Origin of the sequence: Flavobacterium pasteuri, from assembly GCF_048286615.1 — a bacterium.
Classification (GTDB): Bacteria; Bacteroidota; Bacteroidia; order Flavobacteriales; family Flavobacteriaceae; genus Flavobacterium.
In genome coordinates this window covers 271151-284659 of record NZ_JBLVPN010000002.1, presented here as the reverse complement: position 1 = coordinate 284659, position 13509 = coordinate 271151, and the positions used below count along the sequence as shown (strand labels likewise).

12 protein-coding genes are annotated in these 13509 nt (G+C 34.7%); 4 read left to right on the top strand and 8 right to left on the bottom strand.

Annotation, left to right across the window (positions count from 1 at the left end; translation table 11 throughout):
- Window positions 1-55: 55 nt before the first annotated feature.
- From ACNQF6_RS03885 to ACNQF6_RS03875, 3 genes are all read left to right on the top strand, one after another.
- The gene (locus tag ACNQF6_RS03885; RefSeq protein WP_417963416.1) at window positions 56-2068 is read left to right on the top strand and encodes a TonB-dependent receptor plug domain-containing protein; all 2013 of its coding nucleotides are present in this window, start codon (window positions 56-58) and stop codon (window positions 2066-2068) included.
- 18 nt (window positions 2069-2086) lie between these two features.
- Window positions 2087-2428 (top strand): heavy-metal-associated domain-containing protein, encoded by a 342-nt coding sequence (locus ACNQF6_RS03880; RefSeq protein ID WP_417963413.1) that lies wholly within the window; start codon window positions 2087-2089, stop codon window positions 2426-2428.
- Between the two features lie 273 nt (window positions 2429-2701).
- Window positions 2702-3382 carry a DedA family protein gene (locus ACNQF6_RS03875; RefSeq protein WP_099714462.1) on the top strand — a complete coding sequence of 227 codons (681 nt, stop codon included), beginning with the start codon at window positions 2702-2704 and terminating at the stop codon, window positions 3380-3382.
- A gap of 75 nt (window positions 3383-3457) precedes the next feature.
- Here ACNQF6_RS03875 and groL read toward each other — a convergent pair whose 3' ends face one another.
- The 8 genes from groL to miaB all read right to left on the bottom strand — a co-directional run bounded on the left by groL (window position 3458) and on the right by miaB (window position 10623).
- Window positions 3458-5086, bottom strand: coding sequence for a chaperonin GroEL (gene groL / locus ACNQF6_RS03870; protein ID WP_417963410.1), 1629 nt, complete (start codon window positions 5084-5086; stop codon window positions 3458-3460).
- A gap of 39 nt (window positions 5087-5125) precedes the next feature.
- Window positions 5126-5401: a co-chaperone GroES gene (locus tag ACNQF6_RS03865; protein ID WP_007137725.1), complete on the bottom strand. Its 276-nt coding sequence runs from the start codon at window positions 5399-5401 to the stop codon at window positions 5126-5128.
- Between the two features lie 139 nt (window positions 5402-5540).
- A complete protein-coding gene (secG, locus tag ACNQF6_RS03860) occupies window positions 5541-5885 on the bottom strand; it encodes a preprotein translocase subunit SecG (protein WP_099714465.1) in 345 nt (114 codons plus the stop codon).
- Window positions 5886-5888: 3 nt separating this feature from the next.
- Window positions 5889-6740: a tetratricopeptide repeat protein gene (locus tag ACNQF6_RS03855; protein ID WP_417963407.1), complete on the bottom strand. Its 852-nt coding sequence runs from the start codon at window positions 6738-6740 to the stop codon at window positions 5889-5891.
- Window positions 6741-6820: 80 nt separating this feature from the next.
- Window positions 6821-7324, bottom strand: coding sequence for an LptE family protein (locus tag ACNQF6_RS03850; RefSeq protein WP_417963405.1), 504 nt, complete (start codon window positions 7322-7324; stop codon window positions 6821-6823).
- Window positions 7325-7424: 100 nt separating this feature from the next.
- Window positions 7425-8681, bottom strand: a complete 1257-nt coding sequence (locus tag ACNQF6_RS03845; protein WP_417963403.1) for a sigma-54 interaction domain-containing protein — start codon at window positions 8679-8681, stop codon at window positions 7425-7427.
- A gap of 49 nt (window positions 8682-8730) precedes the next feature.
- A complete protein-coding gene (locus ACNQF6_RS03840; protein WP_282710666.1) occupies window positions 8731-9120 on the bottom strand; it encodes a GxxExxY protein in 390 nt (129 codons plus the stop codon).
- Window positions 9121-9177: 57 nt separating this feature from the next.
- Window positions 9178-10623, bottom strand: a complete 1446-nt coding sequence (miaB, locus tag ACNQF6_RS03835) for a tRNA (N6-isopentenyl adenosine(37)-C2)-methylthiotransferase MiaB (RefSeq protein ID WP_417963803.1) — start codon at window positions 10621-10623, stop codon at window positions 9178-9180.
- Window positions 10624-10979: 356 nt separating this feature from the next.
- On the opposite strand from miaB, the gene topA reads away from it, so the two are divergent.
- Entirely contained in the window at window positions 10980-13508 is a 2529-nt protein-coding gene (gene topA / locus ACNQF6_RS03830; protein ID WP_417963401.1) for a type I DNA topoisomerase, read from the top strand.
- Window position 13509: the final 1 nt, after the last annotated feature.

The window sequence follows — 13509 nt, the reverse complement described above, 5'->3', positions numbered from 1 at the left end:
AAAACTTGAATCACAGCTTTGTGATTTTACATTTTTCAAACATTAAAAATCAATCATGCAAAAACAAATTTCAATACTTTTATTGTTCTTCTTTTGCGCTTTTAATTCTTTTGCTCAAGATACTTTGCAGGAGATAAAAGTAAAAGGCAACAGTAAAAGTTTAAAAAAATCATATAGCTTAACGGCTAATACTACAGTACTAACAAGCAAAGAACTACTCAAAGCTGCTTGTTGTAATCTGGCAGAAAGTTTTGAAACCAATCCTTCAATCGACGTCAATTTTTCGGATGCTTTGACGGGAACGAAACAAATAAAAATGTTGGGATTAACGAGTCCTTATTTGATGATTACAGAGGAAAATATTCCTTCGGTGCGTGGTGCTTCTCAAGCCTATGGATTGTCATTCACTCCGGGAACTTGGGTCGAAAGTATTCAAATCACCAAAGGAGCCGGAAGTGTAGTTAATGGTTTCGAAAGTATTTCAGGACAAATTAATACCGAATTGATAAAGCCCATCAGCGATATTCCATTTTTTCTTAATGCGTATGGTTCAACAGATTCCCGATTCGAATTAAACACGCATTTCAACAAGAAATTTTCTGGGAAATGGAATAGCAGCTTGTTTGTTCACGGAAACACGAGGGTTTCAAAAAACGATATGAATGATGATGGTTTTCTGGACAATCCATTGGCAAAACAAATCAATTTTTTGAACCGTTGGCAATATACCAATGCCGAAAAAGGATGGGTAAGTTTCATCAACTTCCGATATATGAATGATCAAAAACAAACAGGAGAATTAAATTTTGACCCTGATAGAGATAAGGGGACAACTAATTATTGGGGCTCCGAAATCAATACGGAACGGCTTGATGTTTCCACTAAATTAGGGTATGTTTTTCCGGATATGCCGTATCAGAGTATTGGTTTTCAAAATGCTTTTAACAGTCATGATCAAAATTCTTATTTTGGGTTAAATCAATATAATATCAAACAAAAAAGTTATTATTCGAACCTGATTTTTAATTCGATTATCAATAATACGAGACATAAATTCTCAACGGGTCTGAACTTCACCTATGACAAATACGGTGAATTTGTCAATACAAATGATTACAGCAGGATTGATAATTCGGTTGGCGCTTTTTTCGAATATACCTATGATAACACGGATAATTTTAGCGCAGTTCTTGGCGGTAGAATAGACAATCATAATCGTTTGGGGACTTTTGCTACGCCAAGATTGCATGTGCGATACAATCCTTGGGAGAAAGGTGTTTTGCGATTTTCAGCAGGAAGAGGGAAACGAAACGCTAATGTTTTTGCCGAAAATCAACAGCTTTTGGCAAGTTCAAGAACCTTTGATTTTTTGGATACCAATGGAAAAATATACGGTTTGAATCCTGAAATTGCATGGAATTACGGGCTGAGTTTTATGCAGGGCTTTTTACTTTTTGGTAAGAATGCTGATGTTGGGTTTGATTTCTACAGAACCGATTTTCAAAACCAGGCAGTTGTTGATGTGATCCAAAGTCCGCAACAGGTATTGTTTTATAACTTAATTGGGAAATCGTATGCCAATAGTTTGCAAGTAGAGTTTAATTATGAATTAGCCAAACATTTTAATTTGAGAACATCCTACAAGTACTATGATATTCAAGCGGATTATTTGTCAGGAACGTATCAAAGGCCATTGCAGGCAAAACATCGTTTCTTTGGGAATTTAGGATATGAAACCCATATTTTGGATAAAGGAAAACAATGGAAGTTTGATTATACTTTCAATTGGCTTGGAAAACAACAATTGCCCAATACATCAACAAATCCCGTAGAAGATAGGCTATCAGAATTTTCACCCTCATTTTCTGTGATGAATATACAAGTTACCAGAACTTTTTCTTCTACTTTTGAAATCTATATTGGCGGAGAAAATATTGGAAATTACAAACAAGATAACGTTATCTTGGGTAATGAAAATCCATTTGGTCCTACTTTTGATGCGTCAATAGTTTATGGTCCAGTTTTTGGACAAATGTATTATGCGGGTTTACGTTTTAAAATTAAATAGTCTTAAAAAATTTAAATTATGAAAAATATAATTATAGTGCTGTTACTGACATTTGTTGGATTTACAGTTCAGGCTCAAGAAGTGAAAAATAAAAATGCTAAAGTTGAATTTCATGTGAGCGGGAATTGTGAAATGTGTAAAAAGAGAATTGAAAAAGCGGCATTAAGTGTCTCGGGAGTGAAATCTGCCGATTGGCATATGGATTGTGGCACTTTATACTTGATTGCAAACGAACAGAAAACGGATGTTTTAACGATTCAAAAAGCGATTGCAAAAGCAGGTCACGATACAGATGAAGTCAAGGCATTAAAGGAAGATTATGAAAAGCTTCATACTTGTTGCCAATATGAGCGAAAATAATTTTAAAGAAAACCAAAGTGAAAGCTTTGGTTTTTTTAATGCCATATTTTTAATGTTTTTTTGAATGAAATTATGATAGTTGACTATAAAAAGCCATGTTTTTAAAGCGCTTGAATCCCGAATAAAAAAAACAATATTTGATTGTTGACAATGGAAAGTTAATTCGGCTAATTTAAATAGTTAATAAAACTTTAAAATAGTAGCATAAATTGTGGTTAAGATATATTATCCGTACTTTCACGCACGAATAATTTTAGCATAAAACACCGTAGAATGAACGACTTTGATTGGAAGAATTTGATTGACCCGCTTTTTTATATTCATTTTGATGTTAATGGAATTAAATTGGGTATTTATATAGTTTTATTTATTGTTTTTGCAGAAACAGGTCTTTTTGCGGGGTTCTTTTTACCAGGAGATAGTTTGTTGTTTTTAGCAGGGATTTACAGCCGTGATTTAATAGAAAACATTTTATTCATTGAAAATGATTTTGCGAATGTTGTTCTTTTATCAACACTTGTGGCTTTAGCAGGTATCTTGGGTAATGTTGTTGGATATTGGTTTGGTTCAAAAAGCGGTTATTACTTGTACAATAAGGAAGATAGTTTTTGGTTTAAGAAAAAATATTTGGTTCAATCAAAAGATTTCTTTGAAAAATACGGAGGTAAAGCAATTATTTTTGCTCGATTCCTTCCAATATTTAGGACTTTTGCACCAATAGTAGCTGGGATTGTTTCTATGGACAAAAAGAAATTTATGTTTTATAACATTTTAAGTTCTTTCATTTGGTCATTCACATTGATTTTCGCAGGACATTATTTATATGGTTTTCTACTTGAAAATTATCAAATTGATTTGAAAGAGCACATCGAAATAATTGTTATAGCTTTAGTTGGGATTACTGTTTTACCGGTAATTTATAAGTTCAGCAGAAAGTCAAAAACTCAAGAATAATTAATAATTTTTTATCATAAAAAAAACCGTCTCAATTTATCGAGACGGTTTTTTATTTATGAGGGATTGATGGTATTACATCATTCCTGGCATACCTCCACCCATTGGGTTTCCACCGCCATTATCTTCTCTAATATCAATCAAAGCACATTCAGTAGTCAATATCATTCCGGCAACCGAAGCTGCGTTTTCTAATGCTACACGAGTTACTTTTTTAGGATCAATAATACCTGCTTTAAGCATGTCAACATATTCATCCGTTTTTGCGTTGTATCCAAAATCACCTTTTCCTTCAGCAACTTTTGCAACAACAACTGAACCTTCAAGACCTGCATTTTCAACAATAGTTCTCAATGGAGATTCAACTGCACGAGATACAATTTGAATTCCTGTTGCTTCATCAGCGTTATCAGCTTTAATAGTGCTAAGTGCATTTTTAGCTCTCAATAAAGCAACACCACCACCAGCAACAATTCCTTCTTCAACAGCAGCACGAGTTGCGTGAAGTGCATCGTCAACTCTGTCTTTTTTCTCTTTCATTTCTACTTCAGAAGCAGCACCAACATAAAGTACAGCAACTCCACCAGCTAATTTAGCCAAACGTTCTTGCAACTTTTCTTTGTCATAATCAGAAGTTGTCGCTTCCATTTGACCTTTGATTTGGTTGACACGATTTTTAATCATATCAGCTTCGCCAGCACCACTTACAATTGTAGTGTTGTCTTTATCGATAGTCACTTTTTTAGCAGTTCCTAACATTTCGATAGTCGTGTTTTCTAAAGTGTATCCTCTTTCTTCTGAGATTACAGTTCCACCTGTTAAGATAGCGATGTCTTCCAGCATAGCTTTTCTTCTGTCACCAAAACCAGGTGCTTTTACAGCAGCGATTTTCAAGGCTCCACGTAATTTATTTACTACCAATGTAGATAATGCTTCACCATCAACATCTTCAGCAATAATCAATAATGGTTTTCCAGATTGAGCAACTGGTTCCAAAACTGGTAATAATTCTTTTAAAGAAGAAACTTTTTTGTCATACAAAAGGATGTAAGGATTTTCCAATTCTACTTCCATTTTTTCTGAATTAGTCACAAAATAAGGAGAAAGATATCCTCTGTCAAATTGCATTCCTTCAACAACATCAACATAAGTATCAGTTCCTTTAGCCTCTTCAACAGTGATAACACCTTCTTTTCCAACTTTTGCGAAAGCAGTAGCGATTAACTCACCAATTACTTCGTCATTGTTGGCAGAAATTGAAGCAATTTGTTTGATTTTTTCAGAATCACTTCCTACTACTTTTGCTTGTTTCGCTAAGTCAGCTACAATAGCCTCAACGGCTTTGTCAATACCACGTTTCAAATCCATTGGATTTGCACCTGCAGCAACATTTTTCAAACCTTCTTTTACAATAGCTTGTGCCAAAACAGTTGCAGTTGTAGTTCCGTCTCCGGCTAAATCATTAGTTTTTGACGCTACTTCTTTTACCATTTGAGCACCCATGTTTTCCAATGGATCTTTTAATTCAATTTCTTTTGCAACGGTAACACCATCTTTAGTAACGTTTGGTCCGCCAAAAGCTTTTCCAATAATTACATTACGACCTTTTGGTCCTAGCGTTACTTTTACTGCATTTGCCAATGCATCAACACCACGTTTTAAACCGTCACGTGCTTCAATATCAAATTTTATATCTTTTGCCATTTTAATTTTATTTGTTAATTCGTTTATTTGTTAATTCGATTATATTATTGCTAAAATATCGTCTTCACGCATGATCAAATAATCTTTTCCTTCTAGTTTTAATTCAGTTCCAGCGTATTTTCCATAAAGCACAGAATCACCAATTTTCACAGTCATTGTGTGTTCTTTTGTTCCGTTTCCAACAGCAACAACAGTTCCTTTCTGTGGTTTTTCTTTTGCTGTATCTGGAATAAAAATTCCTGAAGCAGTTTTTGTTTCAGCTGCAACGGGTTCGATAAGAACTCTGTCTGAAAGTGGTTTAATGTTTAAAGCCATGATTGTATATTTTTTTAGTATTTATTTTTATTACGTTTATAGAGATTTCAGAAATTGTGCCATCGTAATGAAACTGACATAATTTCTTATAAAAAATGCCAGCTTTGACAGGCTGGCATTTAGAATATGTTGTAATAATTTATTCTGCTGGATTTGTTGCAGCAGGAGTATTTTGAGCAGGAGCTGCTGGCGTGTTTGTAGCTGGTGCTGCACTTCCTGTGTTTTCGATGATTTTAGAATCAGTATCACTTAATGTTCCTGTAAAGCTTAAGCTAGAAAGTAATATAAGTGCAATTAGTATAGTTGCTAATGTCCATGTGCTTTTGTCTAAAAAATCAGTTGTTTTTTGTACTCCACCTAACATTTGAGAACCACCTATTGTAGATGATAATCCTCCACCTTTAGGATTTTGAACCATGATAACTACGATTAATAGAAAACAAACTATAGTTATTAAAACTAAAAAAATTGAAAATGTGCTCATTGTTTAATTATTATTATGTTGTAAAATCTTAATATCCGATATGCGGTCTGCAAAGAAACTACTTTTTTCTGGATATTTCAAAATTAATATTTCATAAGCTTGAATCGCTTTTTGATATTTTTTTTGTTCTAAATATACTCTGGCCAAAGTCTCTGTCATCAAGAAAGAATTATCTGCTGCATTTAAGTCAAAAGTAACGGTCGAAGCAACTCCATGTTTTACCGGAGAAATCTTTGGACTGGCTTCAATAAACTTATCGATTAATTCTAATTTCTTTCTTTTATCTTCATCTATTACAGGAAGTGGTAAATTAATAGCACTTTCTTTCTCTCTTTGGATAGGTTCAGTGCGGGAAAGTTGAAGCCATTCTTGAAAGGAATGTTGCTCACTTTTAGAGAAATCTAAAGGTTTTCCAATTGCCAGTTTCTCTTCGGTAGTTTTTGAAGCATCATCAACATCGACAGCAGAAGCTTCTTTTATTGATGTGAGTATGGATCTTTCTAAAGAATTTATTTTAGATTCCGTTTTTTCTTCAGTAACAATAGTTTCACTGTCGACTACATTTATATCAAGAATTTCTAGTGCTTTTTTATCGTAAAGACCTTTTTGAATCGAAGTGAACGTATCCGAAGTAATGAAGTCAAATAAAATAGTGCGGTCAGTTGAATGTGCTGCAGTAATTTTTAAAGCAGTATTGTATTTAAAACTGTTTTGATTGTAAAGTCCTTTTAATTGTATTGCTCTGGCACTTTGAAAATAAGGAAACTCAATGAGTACTTTTTCCAAAGCTTCCGTTTGCTTCTCATGGATAGCATCAGGTTTATTAATCAAATAAGTATAATCGGTTACGTTCATAAAGGGTATTCGTTTATTTGGTTATTCGTTTGTTTGTTCCTCGGTTAACCGAATCAACAAATTATCGAATTTAAACCCATTTACCATTTTGCAAGTGACTCATTAAAGATGTCTTGTGTAATTCTTTCAAAAATTTCCCTTAAAGCACTGTTCAAAGTTGCTCCTGTCAATTGTTGTTCCGCAGGATAATCGTAGAAAAAAGTGAATGGTTTTTCAAAATCATCTGTTTCTTTTTTCTTATTAGTAAAACGAACATTCACTCGAATCGTTAATCGGTTCTGAGCTGCTCGCTGATCTGCAGTAGCAGTCATTGGACTTATTCTGTAATCTACAATTTCTCCTTCGTAAGTCAAATCAGCACTACTTTTGACCAAGTTTAAATTGGTTTGATTCTGGATTAAATCTTGAAGTTCTAATGTAAATGTTCTGTCAATACCAGGTTCAATTAATTCAGCGTTATTCTGAAAAAAGCCAACTTGAAATGTTTCGGCATCAATTTTACCAGTTCCGGTAAAGTTATAAACCGAGCAACTGTTGATGCTTACTATAATTATTGAAAGCAGAATAAGTTTTATATATTTCATTTTCTATTTTAAAATTTGCTTCGCCGGTTTGCTAACGCTCGGGTCAAAGATATTCTTTTTGAATTAAATCATTTGTGTCTTAGCGCTTTTGTGGTAAAAACTACAAGTCAAATTGTTTAATTTTTCTATATAAAGTCCTTTCAGAAATGCCTAATTCGTCTGCGGCAGCTTTTCGTTTTCCTTTGTTTTTTTCTAATGATTTTTTAATCATTTCGATTTCTTTTTGCTCTAAACGCAACGTTTCTTCTTCTTCGATTGTTTCTGCAAAAAGATAATTATCATCATGTTCCTGATACAGCTCTTCATTGTTTTGAGTAGTGATTAAGGCTGATCTTGGTTCTTCTTCAAAATCTATTTCACTGTCATTTTCTTTCGAACCATATATTTTTTTTATTAAATTCTGATTGGTTTCCTGAACTTTAGACACGCCGTTTTGAATCAATTCCAAAGTTAATTTTTTCAAATCGTTCAAATCACTTTTCATATCAAAAAGTACTTTGTACAAAATTTCTCTTTCGGTACTAAAATCACTTTCGCTTTTCTTATCCTTTATCACAGATGGTAAATTGTTTCCCAGAACTGGCAGATATGATTGTAAAGTCACGACTGAGATATCACGATTCGTTTCCAAAACAGAGATTTGTTCGGCTACATTTCGCAATTGACGAATATTACCGCTCCAACGAAACTTCTGCAATAATTGGATCGCGTTTTCGTCCAGTTTTAAAGGCGGCATTTTATATTTATGGGCAAAGTCAGCGACGAATTTCCTGAATAACAAATGAATGTCGTCTTTTCGATCGCGTAAAGGGGGCAAAGTAATATCCACCGTACTTAGACGATAATATAAATCCTCTCTGAATTTCCCTTTTTCGATAGCATCAAATAAATTGACATTGGTAGCGGCTACAATTCGTACATCAGTTTTTTGAACCTGGGAAGAACCTACTTTTATAAATTCGCCATTTTCAAGAACACGTAACAAACGCACTTGAGTAGTTAAAGGCAGTTCACCAACTTCGTCCAAGAAAATAGTTCCGCCGTCAGCTACTTCAAAATAACCTTCACGTGTATTGGTTGCGCCGGTAAAAGCGCCTTTTTCATGTCCGAAAAGCTCACTGTCAATCGTTCCTTCAGGAATGGCTCCACAGTTTACGGCAATGTATTTTCCGTGTTTTCTGTGCGAAAGCGAATGAATAATTCTAGGAATATTCTCTTTTCCAACACCACTTTCTCCAGCTACTAAAACAGTAATATCAGTTGGAGCTACCTGAATGGCTTTTTCTATCGCACGGTTGAGCTTCGGGTCATTCCCGATAATCTCAAATCGTTGTTTTATGTTTTGAACTGATTCCATATTTTTTTTCTCAACCACAAATTACACAAATTATCGCAAATTTATTATTTTAGGTATTTATTAATCTTTTGTGAACTAACGATTTGTTTTGGAAATTTGCTATTATTCCAATGGGAGTGTCGGCTAATTTCATATAATTTAATGTCTGTGCAAGATGATCATTACTGATTTCTTTTATTGATTTTACTTCTAGAATAATATCGCTATAAACCACAAAGTCGGCATAAAATTTATGAGGCAAAATAATTCCTTTGTATTCCACATTATACTCTTTTTCTCTTTCATATGGAATATTATGGTTTCTGAATTCTATTTCTAAAGCATCTTTATAAACAATTTCAAGTAAACCAGGTCCGAGTATTCTGTGTACTTCCATACAAAGACCAACTATTTCGTAGTTTTCGTTTTTTTTATAATAATACTCATTAGACTCAGTCATGTTAGATATTTTAATTGAATGAATTTGTGAAAATTTGCGAAATTTGTGGTAAAAAAATCAATTCATCTCACTCAAACCAACTGCTGCTCCTTTCAAAGTTCCGCTGGTACAAGAAGTGATTCTCACATTCACAAAATCCCCAATCTTGTAATTTTCTTTCGGAAAAACAACGGTAATACTTTGTGAATTTCTTCCAGAAAATTCTTCTGTCGATTTTTTTGAAACTTTCTCAACCAAAACTTCTACTGTTAGTCCAATGAATTCTTCACTGCGGAACCAAGCGTGTTTTTGTTGTAAATCGACAATTTCCTGCAATCTTCTTGCTTTCGTTTCTTCAGTAACGTCATCTTCCATTTTTCTTCCTGCCAAAGTTCCCGGACGTTCAGAATACGAATACATATAACCAAAATTATACTTCACATATTCCATCAAACTCAAAGTGTCTTGATGATCTTCTTCGGTTTCTGTAGGGAAACCAGCAATCATATCCTGTGAAATCGAACTGTTTGGGATAATAGTTCTGATTTTGTCAATCAAAGTCATGTATTCTTCACGCGTGTGCAAACGGTTCATTTCTTTCAAAATTCTATTGCTTCCGGACTGCACCGGCAAGTGAATGTGTTTGCAAATATTAGGATGTTTTGCAATAACATGCAAAACACTTTCGTGCATATCTTGTGGATTAGAGGTCGAAAATCGGATTCTCATTTTAGGAAAACCAATGGCTACCATTTCCAGTAATTGGTCAAAATCAACTGCCGTAGCTTTTTGCATTTCGGTAGCATTTTCAAAATCTTTCTTCAATCCGCCACCGTACCAAAGGAAACTATCCACGTTTTGCCCCAAAAGCGTAATTTCTTTAAACCCTTTGTCCCACAAATCTAGGATTTCTTTCATGATACTTTGTGGTTCACGGCTGCGTTCGCGTCCACGGGTGAATGGCACCACGCAAAACGTACACATATTGTCGCAACCACGGGTAATTGAAACCAAAGCGGTAATTCCGTTACTCATCAATCGAACCGGAGAAATATCACCGTAGGTTTCGTCTTTCGACAAAATCACGTTAATCGCATCACGACCTTCTTCTACTTCCAGTAAAAGGTTTGGTAAATCTTTATAGGCATCAGGGCCCACAACAAGATCAACGATTTTTTCTTCTTCAAGGAATTGACTTTTCAATCGTTCCGCCATACAGCCTAAAACGCCCACTTTCATTTTTGGATTAATACGTTTTACAGCATTGTATTTTTCCAAACGTTTACGAATTGTTTGCTCAGCTTTGTCTCGAATAGAACAAGTATTGACCAAAACCAAATCGGCTTCTTCTAGAACTTGCGTCGTATTGTATCCGTTTCCGGATAGAATAGAAGCTACAATTTCACTGTCAGAAAAATTCATCGCACAACCGTAACTTTCTATAAATAGTTTTTTTGTATTCTCAGGTTTATTCTCCAGAACAAGACTTTCGCCTTGCTTACTTTCTTCAATAATCTTTTCCATCATGTATTTTCAAAGCACAAAGATAACTCAATTCAAATAAATATGACAAGATGTCAGATTAAGAATTAACAGTATTTTAAGGCATTTTTTCTGGGGAGCTATCTCCCGCTTTCCGTTACAAGTCCTCACAAAAAAAAGTAAAGTTTCCAAAGTCCTAAAAAGAGCTTCCGTTGGTCGCTTTTTTAGAACAGGAAACTTTTACTTTTTTGCTCCGGGCTTTTCACTATAATCGGGGCTAAAAAACAATCGAGTATGGCAATAACTTACCTATTAATGATTGTGAAATAATTCAAAAATAAAATCAAAAGCCCAATATTTAAAAAAAATAGATACTTTTGTCCCAGAAAAATAGAGCAATGGCAAAGAATTTAGTTATAGTTGAGTCCCCTGCAAAGGCAAAAACAATCGAGAAATTTCTAGGAAGTGATTTTCAAGTAGAGTCCAGTTATGGGCATATTGCAGACTTGCCTTCCAAAGAAATTGGTGTAGATGTAGAAAATGGTTTTAAACCAAAATATGAAGTTTCTGCCGATAAAAAAGCATTGGTCACCAAATTAAAAGGATTAGCAAAAAAAGCCGAAATGGTTTGGTTAGCAAGTGATGAGGATCGCGAAGGTGAAGCTATTTCTTGGCATTTAGCCGAAGAATTGAAATTAGACAAAACTAAAACCAAGCGAATTGTTTTTCACGAAATTACTAAAACTGCGATTCTAAAAGCAATTGATAATCCACGAGAAATCGATTATAATTTAGTCAATGCACAACAAGCGCGTCGTGTTTTGGATAGATTGGTTGGTTATGAATTGTCGCCTGTACTTTGGAGAAAAATTAAAGGCGGACTTTCTGCTGGTCGTGTACAGTCAGTGTCTGTTCGCTTGATTGTAGAGCGAGAAAGAGAAATTCAAAACTTCAAAGCTATTGCAACGTATTCTGTTGTGGCTGAATTTACCAATGAAGCCGGAAAGTCTTTCAAAGCTAAGCTGCCTAAAAATTTTAATACTAAAAAAGAAGCCGAAGATTTTTTAAATAAAAATATTGGTTCTACATATAAGGTAGCCGATTTAGAAACGAAGCCTACCAAAAAATCACCAACTGGTCCATTTACAACTTCTACTTTGCAACAAGAAGCAGCGAGAAAATTGTATTTGCCTGTTGGAATTACCATGCAACTCGCACAACGTTTGTACGAAGCGGGATTGATTACTTATATGAGAACTGATAGTGTGAACTTATCTAAAGATGCAATGGAAGCTGCTGAAGCGGAAATCATCAAATCCTACGGAAAAGAATTTTCTAAACCTCGAACTTTTGTCAATAAAAGTAAAGGCGCACAAGAAGCGCACGAGGCTATTCGCCCTACAGATATGTCCCGTCATACGGTAGATATAGACAGAGATCAAGCGCGTTTGTATGATTTGATTTGGAAAAGAACGTTAGCTTCGCAAATGAGTGATGCGCAATTAGAACGTACTAACGTGAAAATTGAAGCAAACAATCACGGTGAAATATTCACGGCATCTGGAGAAGTGTTGCTTTTTGAAGGTTTCTTGAAAGTGTACTTGGAAGGTCATGATGACGATGAAGAAGAACAAGAAGGAATGTTGCCTGCAATGAAAGTCAACGAAAAATTACAAAACAATTACATTACTGCAACAGAGCGATATTCTCGTGCTGCTGCAAGATATACTGAAGCTTCCTTGGTGAAAAAATTAGAGGAACTGGGTATTGGTCGTCCTTCTACTTATGCGCCAACGATTTCTACGATTATCAATAGAAATTATGTAGAGAAAGGAAATCTTGACGGACAAGAACGTAATTATACGCAATTGACTTTGCAATCCGGGAAAGTAGGAGAGAAGTTATTGAAAGAAAATACCGGTTCTGATAAAGGGAAATTAGTTCCTACCGATATAGGAACGATTGTTACGGATTTCTTGGTTAAGAATTTCGGAAATATTTTAGATTATAATTTCACTGCAAAAGTGGAACAGGATTTTGATGAAATTGCCGAAGGAAATATCGTTTGGACGAAAATGATGCAAGAGTTCTATGATAATTTTCACCCAACAGTGAAAGATGTAGAAGCGAATGCGGATAGAGAAAGTGGGGAGAGAATTTTAGGAATAGATCCAAAAACAGGGAAACCGGTTTCAGTTCGTTTAGGGAAATTTGGACCCATGGCTCAAATAGGTGCTGCTGATGATGAAGAGAAAAAGTTTGCGAGTTTGATGAACGATCAAAACATTGGAAACATCACTCTCGAAGAAACATTGAATTTATTTTTATTACCAAAAAATTTAGGTGTATATAAAGGCGAAGAAGTTGAAGTGAGTAATGGCCGTTATGGTCCTTATATTCGTCACGGTGCTGCTTTTGTTTCCTTGCCAAAAGGAGAAAACCCATTAGATGTAGATTTTGAAAGAGCTCAGGAATTAATCGATGAAAAAGCACTAGCCGATGCACCGATTGCAGTTTATAAAGGTGAAGGTGTTCAAAAAGGTGTGGGTCGTTTTGGTCCCTTTATCAAATGGGACGGCTTGTTTATAAATGTGAGTAAGAAATATAATTTTGATAATTTGTCTCAAGCAGACATTGAAGCGTTGATAGAAGATAAATTGCAAAAGAATATTGATAAGGTTTTGCATAATTGGGAAGAAGAAGGAATTTTAGTTGAAAAAGCACGTTGGGGACGTTCCGTTATTACCAAAGGTAAAATCAAAATCGAATTAAGTAAAGATGTTGATGCCACAAAATTGACATTAGAAGAAGTTCAGGAAATGATTGCCAAGAAAACACCGGCTAAAAAAGTAGCTGCTAAAAAAGCACCCGCTAAGAAAGCAGTTGCAAAGAAAACAGTAGTTAAGAAACCCGTAGCAAAAAAGTAAA